The organism is Abiotrophia sp. (genome assembly GCF_057275535.1).
In genome coordinates this window covers 50,368-66,626 of the sequence record NZ_DBHIRJ010000009.1, presented here as the reverse complement: position 1 = coordinate 66,626, position 16,259 = coordinate 50,368, and the positions used below count along the sequence as shown (strand labels likewise).

Here is a 16,259-nt window from a genome sequence, read left to right as displayed (position 1 = left end):
GACTAGCCCTCCTGACGGGAATAGCCCATGACATCCCCACGTCGGGCGGCTGCCAAGGTGGTCACTAGGGCTGACAGGGGCCGCGCCACTAGACGCCCATCCTCAACAAAGCCTTCTTCACGATTGGCTAAATAGGCAACCAGCTTTTGAGTCAATTCCAAGACTACGGGCGCATAGGCTGCTTGCCCATAGAGGTTAACCTGTTCATGCGGATCGGCCACATAGTCGAAGAGTTGATAGCGGTCCTCAACCGGATACCAAATCAACTTATAACGTTCATTGAGGACAAATTGACTGGAATCTTGGCCTAGAACATGTTCCCCGTGAATGTCGGTCCGCCAGCCGTCAATTTGACCTAGCAAGAGCTGGCGCACGCTGCGGCCGTCCGTGGCCACTTGCTGGCCCAAGACCAGGTCTACTAAGGATGGGAAGATGTCTTGAATCTTAACCAGCTGGGGAATAGTATGATGGTGGGCCGCAATCAGATGGCCAGGGTCATAGATAAAGGAAGGAATTTGGATGCTGCCCTGATAAGGATAGCCTTTGCGGAAGAGATCATGCTCCCCTAGTTGGTCGCCATGGTCAGAGACAAACCAGAAGAGGGTGTCCTGAGCATGGCCGAACTCTTCCAAGGCCGTCAGGAAGCGACTAATCTGATGGTCCAGATGGGTGACCAAGCCATAGTAGCCGGCCAGCAAGCGCCGTTGATCGTCGGGCTTGAGGCGCCCTTTTTTACTATCAATGCTAGGAATGGTCTCTAGAACCTGCTCCCAATCACCTAAGTGGCGGTCCCATTCCTGACCCAAGAGTTGATAATACATATCGAAATAATACTGAGGCGGATTAAAAGGCGAATGTGGCTTCTCAAAGGACAACTTGAGGAAGAAAGGCACGGTTGGGTCCTTGGTCTTGAGGAATTCAATGGCTTCCGTCACCAGCCAGTTGGTTGGATGGAGAGCCTCTGCATAAGGCCAAGGCCGGGCCATCCAGGAATTACAATTGAGGCCGTCGTCCATGAGATCGGCTTGAGGCCCTAAATGCGCCTTGAGGAACTTAAGATAGTCACTTGACTGCTCAAAGGAAGCCCCATAAGCCCCATCATAGTGGCGATCGACATGGAGATAGCCGTCATGCAGGGTCACATGGTCAAAGCCTAGACGCTTGCGAGCCGGGTAGACATGCATCTTGCCAATACATTGGGTTTGATAGCCGGCATCTCGGAAGGTCTGGGGCAGGGTCTGGGTGAAGTTCCAAGGCATTTGGTCTTCGTAGCCCACCCGACCCGAATTGGCCTGGTCCAAGCCCGTGAGAAGCGCCGCGCGGGCCGGCACGCAGGACGGCACTGGCGAATAGGCATTGACGAAATTATAACCCTGGCTAGCCATCATATCTAAGGTTGGGGTTGAGAGAAAATCAGGCCCCTGGTTAATCCCTAAGGCGTCGGCCCGCATTTGGTCGACGACAATAAGCACCACGTTGGGGCGTTGCTTGCTGCTTGTCATGGTAGTGGAGTCCCTCCTCATTGGGTCGCAGGATTAAGCGACCTGTCTTCGCTTACATTATACACCCTCTGGCATCAAATTGCCTATCCCCTACTAAAAAAGATGAGAATATTAACAAAAATTATAAAAGCAAGCCCAAACTTGAGCCTGCCTTGACCCTAAGAATTAAACCATGCAAAAAGCCTGACTGAGAGTCAGGCTTTTATTTTAAGATTTTGCTTTTTTTAACTTGGCTTGCATATAAGCTTCCAAGTCACTGAGAGGGGCTACGGGTTGGTCCTTGGTCAGGCGGAAAGAGCGGCTTTCAAAGACTAAGATTAAGTCCACGCTGACCAACTTACCCCGATTGGTGGTTCGATCCAAACGCACCTTGCGCAGGCTAGACCAAGGCAAGAGATAGTGACGGCTACCCAGCTCAATCCGAACCTTATCTCCCAAATCTTCTATGGTGACGGTTCGCGTCCAAAGAAAATTATAGAAGGCATTGGCCAGGAAAAATAGTAGGAGCAGTAACACAACGAACAATAAGGGTCCATATTGATTATCGCGCGGGTAGAGGTCCAAGTCCAACAAGAAATTGACAAGGTCCTTGATGCCTAGTTGTGCTAGACCTAGCAAGACCAGAATAGAGAGCAAGCGTTGGCCGACAAAGCGACTAACTCTTAGCTTGACCTGATGGAGCAGATACTTGTTTTTACTTGTCATTTTGGTCTAGGCCTCCTTTTGGGGCTTGCTTCATGCCCTTTTCTAAATATTGAATCAGCCACTCTAGCTTAGCTAGCTGGTTATCTGAGGTCAGGTAGAAGCTGCGGCCACGAAATTTGAGGACTGCCGTCTTGCTGAAGATTCCACCATGACGTTTGGGTGCGATGAAAGTCTTGACACGACGCAGGCTAGTCCAATCATAGCCATAGAGCTTGTGATTAATCAGGATTTCCAGGCTTTGCCCCCGATCGTAAATGGTGACCGAGCGTTTCCAAAGGCTATTGTAGAGCAACCAGCCCAGAATGACTGCCCCTAGGAAGACAAAAAGCGCTAGCCAACTCTTAGGGTTCAAGTTGAGTCTCTTGGCCAAGTCTAGGCTCATAGGCGTCAAGATAGAGTAGATGAGAATGAAGGATAGGGCCTTGGCGCCCCAAAAATAAGAAACCCGGCAATCCAAGGTCATAACCAGGTCTTCTTGGCCTGGAGCCAAGGGCTTGCTTTTAGCAATAATCATACAAGTTAGGCCCCTCTCTGATCTAAATAGACCTGAAACTCTTGACCCAGCTCCATCAGAGCACCCATGGTCTTATCGGATGAAGACAAGCGGTAGGTGCGATCCTCAAAGACTAAGACTAGGCTAACCACGACTAGGCGACGTGATTTGTTGTGAAGCTGGGATGGCTTGACACGGCGGAGCTCCCGCCAGTCATAGCAATCCACTCGGTTGCCTACTTGCACCAAGACTTGGGTCCCCATGTCCACAATCCCTACCTTGCGCTGCCATATTCGATCATAGAGCCAGAAACCCAAGCCCAAGCATAGAAGTGCTGTAACTAGCACATAAGCAAGGCTCCATTGCTGCAAGTCCCGATTCAATAGTCCCCAAGTGATGAGCCAATGTATGCCATAGGCAAATAAGAAGGCCATGAGGATGGCGATGACAACACCGCTATAGAAGCGTAGGCCAAATAAATGGCTGACCCGAAGCTTTCCCTCAAAGAGTAGCTTTTCCTCTCTATTCGAATTTCGATATTGCATCTTATCACCCTTCCCTGTCTTCTCATTATAACTTAGCTGGCAGGACTTGAGAAGCCTCATCCTACTTGGAAAGAATCCCATAAGAAAAGGCAAGGCACAAGGCCTGTCCTGCTACTTCTAATGGCTTATCCCTGCTTTAGATAAGCCTGGAGGGCTTGGCCCAGCTCGCTCAGGGCCACCATACTCTTATCCGATGAAGAGAAACGATAGGTGCGACCCTCAAAGACCAAGACTAGGTTATAGGTACTGACCTGTCCACGTCTAGCGTAGAAGCGATAGGCTCTGACCTTACGGAGGGTCTGCCACTTATAACATTCCTGTTTTGAGCCAACTTGCAGGCAGACTTGGTCTCCCCTATCCACGATACGAACCTGTCGCTCCCAAAGCTTATTATGGAACCAATCACCCAGCATCCAAACCAGGATGCCTGAGATTATGAAGGAAGCCACGCTCCAGCCTTTCAGGTCCTCCTGCCACAAGCCTACTGCTTGCAACAAATGCAGGCAGAGGATAAAGCAAGCGAACATGACCAGGGCCATGAGACACCCCGCTAAGAAGCGGACGCCAAATACGTGGCTGATCCGAACCTTGCCTTCAAATAATAAGTGATTGGCTTGATCATTCTGTCTAACTTGCATGCTTTCACCCTTTCTAGTCTTTTCATTATAACTTAGCGAGGGGTCCTTGAAAAGCCTGGTTCCATTTACCTAGCTGTCAACGGGCTAAGATTTAATAAATTGTTAGCGACAAGTTAAGAAAGACTTAATACTTGCTTCAAGAAGGCTTCAGTTTCACCCCCTATAGTAAGTTCATCAAATAAATCCAAGGAGTGATTTCCATGTCAACCAAACACACACTTACCAAACTCAGCCTAGTCGCCCTACTTAGCCTAGGTCTTGGGGCCGGCACTTTATCTCAAGTCGTCTTAGCGGAAGAAAACAGCGCATCATCCAGCCAAATGCCAGATGATAAGAAAAAAGATGAAATGAGTCAAGATCTTGTCGGTCAATTGATGGGTCAAGAAAAACACAAGGTCATGGGGATGGCTAAGGTCACCAGCAAAGAAGTAGTCCTGACTGGCTTCTCCAGCGATGAAGCACCTGACCTCCACGCTTACCTAACCAAGGATGGCGATGTTGAGCACGGTCTAAAATTAGGCAAGGTCGACGCCAAGGGGGCTATCCAAGGCTATAAACTCGATAAGGTCGATCTCAGCCAATACAACACCTTAACTATCTACTGCAATGAAGCTAAGGAAACCTTCGGCTCCGCTATGCTAACTAAATTGGCTGACGCCAACATGGACCAAGCCATGAAGCGTATGGGCGAACTCATGGGCGCCAATGGCAAAATGGTCATGGGTTCTGTGACCATTGAGAAGAACCAACTCAAACTCAGCAACTTCAAATCCGACAAAGCGCCTGACCTCCATGTTCTCCTGAGCAAAGACGGCAAGTTGGAAACAGCCGTTGAAGTTGGCGCTGTAGATGCTGACATGATGGAACAAAGCTATGACCTTAATGGTTTGAAGGCAGATGGCTACAACAAGGTCTTAATCTACTGTGTTGAAGCGCATGAAGTCTTCGGTCAAGCTGACCTTAAATAAGCTTACTAGCAGTCTACCACCTGAACCAGCGTCAGGTGGTTAAACTGCTTTTAGCTTAAGCGTGACTTACTACTCCTACTCTCAAACTGTGCTATAATGGCCTTGTCCCTGCTATTTGCGGCAGGATTTGAATTCAGTCATACACCGAAAGGAGGGTCCCTATGACCCACATCCTCCTAGTTGACGATGAGCCAGCCATCCTGGATATCGTCACTCGCTACTTGACTAAGGAAGGCTATCAAGTCACGACTGCCTCCAACGGCCAAGAAGCCTTAGCTCGCTATCAGGCCCAGGCCATGGATTTAATTATTACGGATATTATGATGCCTCAAATGGATGGCTATGACTTCATCGATGCCGTCTTGCAGTTACGTGAAGATCAGCCTTTTATCTTCATCACCGCCAAAGATCAAGCGGTCGACCGGATTTATTCCCTAACCCTAGGGGCCGACGATTATGTAACCAAACCCTTCAGCCCAAGGGAGCTGACCTTGCGCGTCAAAAATCTCATGCGCCGCATTCAACCAAGCCAAGCTACGCAATCCGTCTTAACTTGTGCCCCCTTTGCCATCGACGAGGGCCAACATCGCATCACACTCTACGACCAGGCCTTGCAGCTATCACTCAAAGAATTCCAGCTTCTGGCCCTCTTCCTCAAGAATCCCGGTCGAGTCTTCGCCAAATCAGAGCTCTTCCTCAAGATTTGGGAGACAGACTACATGGAAGATGCCAACACCCTCAATGTCCATATCCATTCCTTGCGCGATAAATTAGCCAAGTCAGCGGGACAGCGTCCCTACCCCAAGATTGAAACCGTCTGGGGGCTGGGCTACCGCTTAGGAGGTGGTGACTCATGAAGCTCCGTTCGCTCGTCTTCCTCGCCTTTCTTAGTTCTACCCTCTGCGCCCTCCTGCTAGTCTGGTGGGGGCTGCAACAAATGTTAGTCTCCCCCAACGTGGCCTACATCATTATCTGGATGACCTTAGGGGCTAATTTGCTAGGAGCCCTAGTGGGCTTCTGCCTACTGCAGCCCAGCGTCAAATCCCTGCAGCAACTGAGCCGTGACGTCCGTCGCGTGGCCAACCAGGACTTCCAGCCAGTCCAGACCATCAAATCACCGGCAGAATTGGCCTCACTCGCTGCCAATATTAACCTCATGATTCATGATCTCAACCAAAGTTTCCAGGCCCTAAGCCAAAGCGAGCAAGACAAGACCCGCCTCATGGCTAGCTTAAGCCACGATATCAAGACGCCTCTAACTGCTCTCCAGCATCAAGTGGAGGCGTTGCAAGATCAGATGGTCCCGGCAGATGAAATGGAAGCCCTCTGGCAGGCCATGTCCTGCCAAGTCGATAGACTCAAGACGCTCACCCAGCAACTTATGGAAGTCGGCCTCATGGAGACCCAGTCCAATCGGCATGTGACTGCAGGTCAACTAGAGACCCTACAACTCGATGATTTCCTAATTCAGTTGCTAACCAGTATCCAGCCCCATTGTAAGCAGAAGGAACAGGAACTGGACGTCCAGCTAGCTCCTGACCTAGAGACCATTAAGACAGATGGCGATAAACTGTCTCGTATCTTACTCAATCTCTTAGAGAACGCCAGCAAGTACTCGCCAGAGCAGAGTCGCATTCAACTCCATATCCAAAAAGAAGGCCAAGGAATCGGCTTCCATATCATTGATCAAGGCATGGGCATTCCCACCCAAGACCTGCCCCACATCTTCGACCGCCTCTACCGGGTCGAACAGTCCCGTAATCGGGAGACAGGCGGCGCCGGCCTGGGACTCTATATCAGCCAAACCCTGGCGCAACAATTAGGGGGCCATATTACGGTCACTAGTCAAGTAAACCAGGGTAGCCACTTCAGCTTATGGCTACCACTATAGCCATAGCAAAAAGGCCAGAAAGATTCTGGCCTTTTTCTTATGGTCTAAAAAGTCGATAAGCTCGCCAGGTCAAGTGGCTAGAGAGGCGACTGACCGGTTCCCAAGTGATCCATTTGAGTGAGACTAGCTCATAGAGGCCCTCTTGCGCATAAGCAAGCACTTCTTTAGCAACTGAGCCCCAGCCCCCATGGTCTAAATCATTGTAGACAGCACCAGGTGGCAGTGGGCGGTTTTCTCCTTGGTCAGAAGACTCGGACTCCCGCTGCTGACGGGATTCGGTCTCATCGGAGGAAGACCCATCTTGCTGGCTAGAACCAGATAGCTCACTGTCCACTTCAGCCCCCTCAGGCAATCGGAAATCTGAGGCCTTTATTTGATTGTAGCCAAAGAATTCAAATTGTCCCTGCACCTCACCGGACGGATCCAGGCAACGGTAGTTGAGACTGGTCATTTGGAAGTCGTCCTTGCTGAAGCGGACTTCCATATAGTTATAGATATCTTCTACCGGAGTGTCTTCAGGCTCTAAGGTGATTCCCAAGGTCTTAGAGGTGAAATCCGACAATTTAAAGTCACGTTCTAGGACCGTGAGCCGATAATCATCCTGACCTTCTTCAAACTGGAAGTCGTCTTCATGGTCCAGTATCCAGTCTAGCATGAGACGGTAGTTAGGTCGTAGGCGAAAAGCCGCGGGCATCTGGATGGCAGACCATTTGTTAGTCTGCTCTGTATAAAGGTAATACTTGTGGTTGCTGTCCCCCAGATAGTAGACCTCCATATGGTCAATACCCCGACTATAATCCAAATAACCCTGAAGGTCCTTGCCAGTCTTGGCATCATAACGGTAGGCCGCTTGATAATTAGAGGTGGCATTTTTATCCCCCGAAGAGCCTTTCAGAGCCACCGAGGTCAAATGCTCTCGACTTTGGCGCACGGCTTTTAGAAAGTCCGCCCGAGAGAATTGGTCACAATCATGGTCCGACCATTCTTCCGAGGTCTCCTCAAGGTTGGAATGCTGACTAGTAGACGATTGGCTGCGGGTCCTGGCCTGACTCTGGAAGCCTGGCAGACTGAGGGCCAAGCTATTGGCTAGCAAGGTAGAAACAAGTAAGTATTTGAGACTTTTCTTCACGTCACATCCTCCTCTATCTAATCCATTGGACTGCTATCTTGTCTCCCTTATTATAACAAAGTAGCCAAAAACAAACAAACCCCTCGGGCCAGTCTAAACTAGGCCGAGGGCTTGCTTAATACTTAGTTGGCGTCTTGGGCTACAATTTCTTGCACCCATTGGATGAAGTTATCCGACGCATGGCCGGTCCGTTCAGCTGTGGTATTACCTTGCCCCCAAACCGTCGCAAAGTCCACTGATTTGACAGCCCCATTAGCTTGATTCTCTAGGGCTAGGGCCAGGTTAGTTTCCACCGTCAAGGCCGTGTCTCCTTGGCTAAGGCCGGAACGAATCCGCCAGTGAGGTGCTGGTTTAGAGGTTTGGTAGCCAGAATAAGCGGACGTCAGATAGAACATTGGATTGTAGAGGTCCTGACGTTCTGCAATGGTCTTACCCAGACTATCGGTCTTAGCCAAGTCAGACTCAAAATCCGTCACATACTGGCTGTTCCAGTCGGTCAAGCTCTCATACTTGGTTTGATTGTTCTTTAGCAGGCGGGCCACTAGCTGGTCAAAATGAAGCTCATTGGCATCCGCTACCCCGAAGACCGCATTCTCCGCTAGGCTGCGGTCCAAGGCATCGAAGGCAGGCACAGACTTGCTGGCCGTCTTAACATACTTGGCGAAATCCGCCAGGCTGGAAATCTTGGCGGTATTAGTGGCCGCATCATAGGTCACCCATTGAGCCTCAGCATTCAAGCTATCAATATAGGCTTGAGCCGTCTCATAGGTGACCGATTCTGTCGATCCACCCGGACCAGCACCATCGCTGGTATAAGGGAAGCTGGTATCGGCTAGGAAGTTATTGAGGGATTGATTGACGACCCCTTCTAGATAAGTGGCATAGGAGCCTTGGGTATAAATCCCCTCACTAGATTCTGTCAGGGTCAAGGCTTGGCCTTCATGTTTGAGGCCAAGCTGATTGATATAGTTGGCATATTCCTTAGCCAAGTCTTGTGATAAGGCCTGGGTAAAGGTACCCTCTGCCCGACTATTGCTGTCAGCGAACTGACCCAGGTTCCATTCATAGGCAGCATCCGCATAATCCAAGCTGGTAATGGGACTCCAAGTCATAGTCCCATAAGGCGCATCGGAAATTGGGTTGCCTTCCTTGTCCTTCATGGCTGCCCCTAAGGCTTCCAAGTAAGGATTGTAGAGGGTCGAATCCCCACTAGCCCCTAGGACAGCAGACTGAGCCCCACCGCCACTATGGCCAAAACTCACAATCTTGTCGGTGTCACCTGGCAGAACATCCTTGTTATAACGAACATAACGGATAGCCGCCTTAAGGTCGGTGACGCCCCATGGCGCACCGCCCACTACTTCTTGGCCCTGGCTATCGGTGGTGTTGTCGCGGCCACGAATACCAGGTTGCAGATAAATCATCCCGGCTTGGGTATAGCTGGCAATGCCGTCAGCAAGCCAGGTTGGTGCCTGAGAGGCATTAAAACCCGGCGTGTTAACCGGTAGGACATAAGGAGCAGTCGCAGCGGTAAATTGGCCCACTTGGGCGTCAGACTTGACGCTGGCAGTATAGGTTCCATCGCCGTTGGCAGTCGCCTCTAAATAGGCACCCGGCACATAAATACCCAGGGTCTCATAGTCCAAGGAAGCAGGGTTGGCGACATAGACGACGCCGACCTGCCAGTAGATATCATTGATTTCATCGTATTGCCAAGCCGCATTGTCAAAAGCCAAGCTGTATTGGCCGACGGCGGTCCTTTCTTGGCTCGACGCTTCTTGGTTATTGGCCTCTTGGGCTAGCACAGGCACTTGGCTGGCCAGCAGATTGGCACAAAGCAAGGTCAGGGCGCTTAGTTTCAGTTTTCTCGATAGGGTCATATCATTCAGTCCTTTCACTTATTAAGGGCTGGAGAAAATTCATGGGGGGGATTTACTTGTCGCCTAGCCAGCAAATGACTTCCTGGCGCGGCTTACGGCTACGGGGATGTTTAGGGTCCTTGAGACGGTAACCCAGGGACAACATGCTAGCCACCCCTTCGCGCTCCGGATCCAACCAACCTTTGGCAGCCAGCAAGGCATTGACCGCCTCATAATCGAAGCCTTCGATTGGGCAGGAATCAATGCCCAGCAAGCTAGCACTCATCATCATATTAGCTAGGGCGATATAGGTCTGCTTACTCGTCCAGTCAAAGAGGGCCCGCGGACTATCCAGACGCATGTGTTGGGTTTGGAAGGTTTCATAGAGGGTCAAACGACTATTAAGGTCCTGATCAGAAGTCAGGCCTCGACGAATCAGGCTGGCCCGCATAGAAGGACCGTCATAGCGAGCATTCTTCTCCGCTAGGAGGATCACAAAGTGGCTAGCGGTGTCCAATTGCGGTTGTGCACCCCAGGCTAGGGGTTGGAGGTCCGGCCGGATGGCTTGAATTTGCTCCCGGTCCAAGACCAAAAAGCGCCAACCTTCCAGGCCAACTGAAGAAGGGCTGAGCCAGGCAGCGTCTAGAATGACCTCCATATCCTGGCGGGATATATGACGACTGGCATCATAGACCCGGACAGCTACTCGGTGGTCTAGGGCTTGACGAATTTGTTCTTGAATGGCTTCTTGTGTCATGGCATACATCCTCTCTAGTCTTTTGTTTTAGTATAGTCTACTGGTCTCCTTAAGTCTAGATAAACGCTTTCTTCTAGCCCTGACCCAACTAGCGCGCGGAGCGGGACTTTGTTATACTAGAAGATGACAAAGGAGCGATATCAACCATGACATTTTCTAAGTTTTCTGACAGCAAGTGGGCCAGCTGGGCCAAGATTCTGATTATCACTGCCCTGGCCTATGCCATTGAAAGCCTGGTGCCAGCCCTGGGGGCTTCCATGCTGGCCATTCTGCTAGGCATGGCCCTGTCCGCCTGGCGACCCCCTGCCTCGACCAAGCCAGCCAAGCAAATCAGTGGCCAACTGCTCAAAATCGGCATTGTCTTTCTGGGCTTCGGCTTGTCCTTTGCTAAACTGCAAGCAGTGGGCCTCAAGGTCTACTTGGTCTTGATTCCAGTCGTGGCGGTGGCCCTCTTGAGTGCCCGCTACCTAGGCCGCTGGATGGGGATTGAGTCGCGTTCAGCCCTCTTAGTGGGTATGGGGACGGCCATTTGTGGGGGCTCGGCCATTGCCGCTGCTGCACCCATTGTGGAAGCTGAGGACTCAGAGATTGCCTTCGCCATCACCACCATCTTCCTCTATAATACCCTGGCACTCTTCCTCTTCCCTCTCTTAGGGGCTTGGTTGGGCTATGGCGACCAAAGCTTCGGCCTCTTCGCCGGGGCGGCCATTAACGATACCTCTTCGGTCGTGGCCGCTGGCTTCGCCTTTAGTGAGGCTGCCGGCACCACCGCCACCATCGTCAAGATGGCCCGGACACTACTCATTGTGCCGGTCTGCCTAGGCCTGGTTGGGGCTCGCTATCAACAAGCAAGCGCGCAATTGGCTGACGGCCAAAGGGCTCAAGTCAGCTTGTGGGAACAAGCCCGCCGCCTCTTTCCTAGCTTCATCGCCTACTTCCTCTTGGCGGTCCTGGCTAGCTCCCTCCTGCCTCTACCTGCTTGGCTGCTAGACGGCTTCAAGTTGCTAGCCCGTCTGACCATGATTGCGGCCCTAGCTGGGGTGGGCTTGGCCGTTGATCTGAGACAGTTGCGCCGGGCCGGTAGCCAGTCCATCTTGCTAGGGGGCCTCTGTTGGGCCCTGGTCATTGCCACTGCTAGCCTAGCCATTCATTTCTTCTACTCTTAAGATTAGCATGCAAAGGACGAGAACCATGAAATATCGGGATAAAGTCGATCTCTTCTTAACCCTACTGGCCGGCCTGCCCCTCCTGGCCAGCGGTCTCTTCGGCCTTAGCTATGTGACGACCGTCATGCTAAGTAACTATCAGCATGGCCTCTGGATTGCCCAAGCCATGTCAGTCCTACTCATTTGGATTGGCGGCTATTTCTGCTATTATGCTTGGCGCAAGCGGCGACGCATCTTGAGTGACTATGATGTCCTCTACCGCCACTATCCTGAACTGGCTGACGACTGGAGTCGCTTAGGTCGCCAAGCCCAGGTGGCCGATTCAGAGCTAGGGATTTACTGCTATAAAGAGCATCTGGTCATCACCGCCCAAGGCCTCTACATTTGCCCCCTCAAGCAAATCGCGGCCATGGGCTATCAGGTGCAAAAGGTCCCCGTCAGCCGCCACCTCAAGCAAGCCCATCTCCTAGTCTACTGGCGCGACCTGGCTGGTCAGAAGGAAATGCGGGACCTAGGTCGGTGGACAGGCGACCGCGAGCGTGCCCTAGCTAATTTCTTAGCCGACCTTAAGACGCTTGCGCCCCAGGTCCAAGATGTCAGTCCTAACAAATAAGCTCACACAAAGAAAGAGCCCAGCTGAGCTGGACTCTTTTTTCATATTATGACTTGTCTGCCAAGGCTGGCAGAACCGACACCACTTGGTGCTGACAGTCTACCGAAGCTTCAAGTGCCGCTAGAATGTCGGCCACTCGCTCCTGAGGGCAGAGGGTCAGGATGCTAGGACCCGCCCCCGAAATGACAGTGGCATAGGCGCCCTTTTCAAGAGCCGCGGCCTTAACCGCCGGGAACTCTGCAATTAGAGACTGACGGTAAGGTTCATGGAACTTGTCTTGCATCATGAGTTGACCCATGGTCGAGTAATCACCCTGCATCATGGCCATTAACATGACACTGGTCAGGGCATTCTGGGCAATGGAATCCGGCTTGGAGTAGACCTCAGGCAAGACACTGCGGGCTGCCGCCGTCGACAACTCATAGGCTGGGGTGGAAATAATGACCCCGACCCCTTCCAAGTTACCTACTTGATAGAAGAGTTGATCGGTCTCTGGCTCATAGTAACCCACGAAGAGGCCACCGGTGATGCAGGCCCCCACATTGTCGGGGTGGCCTTCCTTGGCACTGGCCAGGCGCACCTTATCGAAGGTCGATAGGCCCAAGTCAGCAAAATCATTAGCCAGCTCAATGCCGGCCACAATGGCTGAGGCCGAGCTGCCCATGCCATGGGTCAGGGGAATCTGACTCTTCATGGTCAGATGCAGGGGCGCTAAGGTCTTGCCATAGCGGGCTGCCGTTTCCAGGGCCACTGCCACCACTAGGTTGGACTCATCCTGGGGCAGGCCGGCCATAAAGTCGGTCTCAAAATCCACCTGCCAACGCTCAGCCGGACCAGCCGTCACCGTCAGATAGCGGTCGACCGCAATCCCGATTGAGTCAAAACCCGGTCCCAAGTTGGCACTAGAGGCAGGAAAATCCTTTTGCCATACCATGAATTCCGCCTCCTAGACCATGAGGTAGCGGGCTACCACAGTGGCATTGGCTTCTAACTTAGCCAAGACTGCTGGGCTGATGGCTTCGGTCTTAATGGTCAAGCCTGGCGCTTCGGCCAAGGTCAAGTAGCCAATTTCTAAGGTTTGGAGGACAGCGCGAACATGGCTAGCTGGCGCATCAAAACGTAGGTAGTAGCAAGCTGGTGCTTCCTGGCTGACAATAGCTAATTCTTGGCTTGGCAAGACAGCCGGAATGAAGCCACGGTCGGCAATTTGTAAGATGTCCGACACTACGGCAGAAGCCGTCTCCAGACTACCGGCACCTGGCCCCCAGAACATGGTTTGGCCGACCGCATTGCCTTCCACATAGACAGCGTTGAAGGCTTCAGAGACACCAGATAAAGGATGGGCGTTTGGCAAGAGGACAGGCTCTACCCCGACTTGAATGCCGGCAGCTGTCTTGGTGCTCTTACCCAAGAGTTTCATGGTATAGCCAGCTTGGGCTGCAATGGCGATGTCGCTGGCATCCACTGTGTCAATCCCCTTGACGCTGACTTGATGGAAGTCCACGCGGGTGTCATAAGCTAGACGAGACAAGAGGGTAATCTTACGGGCTGCGTCAAAACCACCCACATCATTGGTTGGGTCGGCTTCGGCATAGCCCTTTTCTTGAGCAACAGACAGGGCATGGTCATAGGTCCAGCCGTCTTGGGTCATGTGGCTAAGCATGTAGTTAGTGGTCCCATTCAGAATCCCCATGACACCCGAAATTTGGTTGGCCGCCAAGCCCACTTGGACCCCGTTAATAATGGGAATCCCACCGGCTACACTGGCTTCATAGAGCAGGCTGACGCCCTTTTCATTGGCTAGGGCTTGTAGCTCATCAATGTGGAGGGCTAGCAGATCCTTGTTGGCAGTGACCACGTGACGGCCTTGGCTCAGGGACTGACGGATGACTTGATAGGCGAAGTCCACGCCCCCCATGACTTCCACCACTAGGTCGATGTCCGCTTCATAAATATCTTCTACCCGGTCGGTGAAGACTGCTGATTCTAAGCCCAGACGGTCCACTTTGTCGGGATCCCGGGTCAGAACATGGCTGATGACTAGGTCTTCTTTATATTTTGCTTGGAATTGGGCTTGGTTCTCAGCTAAGACCTTCACGACCCCGCCACCTACCGTACCGATACCACATAATGCGATTTTCATTCCTGCTCGCCTCCATTTCAATTCTACTCCTCTAAGTTTAGTGGGAATGGCCTGTTTTTTCAAGTAAATTTCATAAGAAAGTATATCGTTTGGGCAAAATATAGTGTATCATAGTAACTGTTAGGCTCTAGCGCCAATCTGATAGAAGGATGGATAGATATGATGATTGTAGCAAAATTCGGAGGCTCCTCCCTGGCCAACGCCGGCCAGATTAAGAAGGTAGCCGCCATCATCCAAGGCAAACCAGAAATTAAAGCCGTCGTCGTCAGCGCCCCAGGCAAGCGTTTCGCTGAGGACATTAAGGTCACCGACCTGCTCATCGCCCTCTTCGATGCGGTGCAAGCAGTCGTTGGACAAGTAGGCCACCAGACGGAGGCCCTATTGCAAGCTGAGCCAGTAGCTCAGGCCCGTCAAAAGGTGCTGGACCGCTATGCCAGCATCCTGATCGAGTTGGGCTTGTCAACAGAGCTTTTGGCTTATTTTGAAGATACCCTAAATGGCTACATGGCCGACATTCAGGAGCCTGAGCGCCTGCTGGATGCCCTTAAGGCTTGCGGCGAGGACTTCAACGCCCAAGTAGTCAGCCACTACCTGATCAGCCTGGGCCTTGACGCCCACTATGTGTCGCCTAAGGAAGCCGGCATCTTAGTGACGGACGAACCGTCTAATGCCCGCCTCTTTGACGAGTCCTACGCCCAAATCGCCAAACTCCGCGACCGGGCTGGCGTCCTCATTATTCCAGGCTTCTTCGGCTACTCTAAGGGCGGCGACATCGTGACCTTCTCCCGTGGTGGGTCTGATATTTCCGGGGCTATCATCGCCAACGGCCTAGGCGCCGACCTCTACGAGAACTACACCGACGAGTCCTTTATCTACTCCATGCATCCGGGCAAAATCGCACGGCCGCATCCAATTAAAGAAATTACCTATAGCGAAATGCGGGAGCTATCCTATGCCGGCTTTGGGATTTTCCACGAGGAAGCCTTGGAACCTGTCTACCGCAATGACATTCCGGTCATGATTCGCAACACCAACCAACCGGAAATCGCCGGCACCAAGATCGTCTCCAAGAAAGAACTCGACCCCCGCTATCCAGTCACCGGGGTCAGCTCAGCGACCGGTTTCACCGCCATCTCCATCAGCAAGTACCTACTCAACCGGGAAATGGGCTTCATGCGCCGCGCTATCCGCTTCTTCGAGGAAGCTGGCGTGCCAGTCGAACACGTGCCTTCAGGCATCGACAGCATTTCCCTGGTTATTCGCTCGGCTAATATCCAATCGCCCGAGCATTTGGCCGGCATCCTGGCTACCATTCAGGACAAACTCAATCCTGACTCCATCCAAGTGGAAGACGACCTCTGCATCTTCGCCATCGTCGGGGAAGCCATGCGGGAAAATGTCGGGGTGGCGGCCGCAGCCAGCCGGACTTTCGCTGAAAACCACATTAACATCCGCATGATCAGCCAAGGCGCATCCGAAATCAGCATGCTCTTCATGATCAAGGCCGAGGACGAAGACATCGCCCTCCAAGGCCTCTACCAAGCCTACTTCCCACGCGAAGCCCTAGCCACCCTAGCCGCTGCCGCGCAAGGAGAATAAAGAAAAGTGCAGTTCAGGACCTGAACTGCACTTTTTGTCTGCTGTTTTGTGTTGAGGTTGGTGGCTTGCACACCATTTCGGCCTAATCACCTTTTTCTTGCCTATAATCCGCGAGCCAGTGGTCCACTGGCTCTTCTAGTTTCGGCGCAAACCGTCCTTTTCCTGGCCTAAAGCCCGAGCTAGTGGTCCACTCGGCAAAGTGGTCCACTAGCTCATTCAGTTTCGGCGAAATTCGCCCTTTTCCGGCCTAA

The 16,259-nt window shown here is 52.1% G+C and carries 16 protein-coding genes; 6 read left to right on the top strand and 10 right to left on the bottom strand.

Annotated elements, in window-relative coordinates; all coding sequences use genetic code 11:
- Positions 1–2 precede the first annotated feature (2 nt).
- From ACO53F_RS08040 to ACO53F_RS08020, 5 genes are all read right to left on the bottom strand, one after another.
- Positions 3–1,502: a manganese-dependent arylsulfatase gene (locus ACO53F_RS08040; RefSeq protein ID WP_485138015.1), complete on the bottom strand. Its 1,500-nt coding sequence runs from the start codon at positions 1,500–1,502 to the stop codon at positions 3–5.
- Positions 1,503–1,709: 207 nt separating this feature from the next.
- The gene (locus tag ACO53F_RS08035; RefSeq protein ID WP_485138014.1) at positions 1,710–2,207 is read right to left on the bottom strand and encodes a hypothetical protein; all 498 of its coding nucleotides are present in this window, start codon (positions 2,205–2,207) and stop codon (positions 1,710–1,712) included.
- The gene (locus tag ACO53F_RS08030) at positions 2,197–2,721 is read right to left on the bottom strand and encodes a hypothetical protein (RefSeq protein WP_485138013.1); all 525 of its coding nucleotides are present in this window, start codon (positions 2,719–2,721) and stop codon (positions 2,197–2,199) included. Before ACO53F_RS08030 ends, ACO53F_RS08035 begins: the two co-directional genes overlap by 11 nt.
- 5 nt (positions 2,722–2,726) lie before the next feature.
- Complete coding sequence (locus ACO53F_RS08025) at positions 2,727–3,245, bottom strand: hypothetical protein (protein ID WP_485138012.1); 519 nt, start codon at positions 3,243–3,245, stop codon at positions 2,727–2,729.
- 125 nt (positions 3,246–3,370) lie between these two features.
- Positions 3,371–3,883, bottom strand: coding sequence for a hypothetical protein (locus ACO53F_RS08020; protein WP_485138011.1), 513 nt, complete (start codon positions 3,881–3,883; stop codon positions 3,371–3,373).
- 200 nt (positions 3,884–4,083) lie between these two features.
- On the opposite strand from ACO53F_RS08020, the gene ACO53F_RS08015 reads away from it, so the two are divergent.
- The 3 genes from ACO53F_RS08015 to ACO53F_RS08005 all read left to right on the top strand — a co-directional run bounded on the left by ACO53F_RS08015 (position 4,084) and on the right by ACO53F_RS08005 (position 6,742).
- Positions 4,084–4,851 carry a DM13 domain-containing protein gene (locus ACO53F_RS08015; protein WP_485138010.1) on the top strand — a complete coding sequence of 256 codons (768 nt, stop codon included), beginning with the start codon at positions 4,084–4,086 and terminating at the stop codon, positions 4,849–4,851.
- Positions 4,852–5,012: 161 nt separating this feature from the next.
- A complete protein-coding gene (locus ACO53F_RS08010; RefSeq protein ID WP_485138009.1) occupies positions 5,013–5,708 on the top strand; it encodes a response regulator transcription factor in 696 nt (231 codons plus the stop codon).
- The gene (locus tag ACO53F_RS08005; RefSeq protein WP_485138008.1) at positions 5,705–6,742 is read left to right on the top strand and encodes a sensor histidine kinase; all 1,038 of its coding nucleotides are present in this window, start codon (positions 5,705–5,707) and stop codon (positions 6,740–6,742) included. Before ACO53F_RS08010 ends, ACO53F_RS08005 begins: the two co-directional genes overlap by 4 nt.
- Before the next feature lie 37 nt (positions 6,743–6,779).
- On the opposite strand, the gene ACO53F_RS08000 is transcribed toward ACO53F_RS08005, so the two are convergent.
- The 3 genes from ACO53F_RS08000 to ACO53F_RS07990 all read right to left on the bottom strand — a co-directional run bounded on the left by ACO53F_RS08000 (position 6,780) and on the right by ACO53F_RS07990 (position 10,487).
- The gene (locus tag ACO53F_RS08000) at positions 6,780–7,871 is read right to left on the bottom strand and encodes a hypothetical protein (RefSeq protein ID WP_485138007.1); all 1,092 of its coding nucleotides are present in this window, start codon (positions 7,869–7,871) and stop codon (positions 6,780–6,782) included.
- 122 nt (positions 7,872–7,993) lie between these two features.
- Positions 7,994–9,751: a hypothetical protein gene (locus tag ACO53F_RS07995; protein WP_485138006.1), complete on the bottom strand. Its 1,758-nt coding sequence runs from the start codon at positions 9,749–9,751 to the stop codon at positions 7,994–7,996.
- Between the two features lie 52 nt (positions 9,752–9,803).
- On the bottom strand, positions 9,804–10,487 hold the full coding sequence (locus tag ACO53F_RS07990; RefSeq protein WP_485138005.1) for an NAD(P)H-dependent oxidoreductase: 684 nt from the start codon (positions 10,485–10,487) through the stop codon (positions 9,804–9,806).
- Positions 10,488–10,633: 146 nt separating this feature from the next.
- On the opposite strand from ACO53F_RS07990, the gene ACO53F_RS07985 reads away from it, so the two are divergent.
- A complete protein-coding gene (locus ACO53F_RS07985) occupies positions 10,634–11,653 on the top strand; it encodes a YeiH family protein (RefSeq protein WP_485138004.1) in 1,020 nt (339 codons plus the stop codon).
- Between the two features lie 25 nt (positions 11,654–11,678).
- The gene (locus ACO53F_RS07980) at positions 11,679–12,266 is read left to right on the top strand and encodes a hypothetical protein (protein WP_485138003.1); all 588 of its coding nucleotides are present in this window, start codon (positions 11,679–11,681) and stop codon (positions 12,264–12,266) included.
- Positions 12,267–12,312: 46 nt separating this feature from the next.
- Here ACO53F_RS07980 and thrB read toward each other — a convergent pair whose 3' ends face one another.
- Complete coding sequence (gene thrB / locus ACO53F_RS07975) at positions 12,313–13,200, bottom strand: homoserine kinase (protein ID WP_485138002.1); 888 nt, start codon at positions 13,198–13,200, stop codon at positions 12,313–12,315.
- Between the two features lie 12 nt (positions 13,201–13,212).
- Entirely contained in the window at positions 13,213–14,409 is a 1,197-nt protein-coding gene (locus ACO53F_RS07970) for a homoserine dehydrogenase (RefSeq protein WP_268445131.1), read from the bottom strand.
- Positions 14,410–14,568: 159 nt separating this feature from the next.
- Here ACO53F_RS07970 and ACO53F_RS07965 point away from each other — a divergent pair, with 159 nt between their 5' ends.
- Positions 14,569–16,008, top strand: coding sequence for an aspartate kinase (locus tag ACO53F_RS07965; protein WP_485138001.1), 1,440 nt, complete (start codon positions 14,569–14,571; stop codon positions 16,006–16,008).
- Positions 16,009–16,259: the final 251 nt, after the last annotated feature.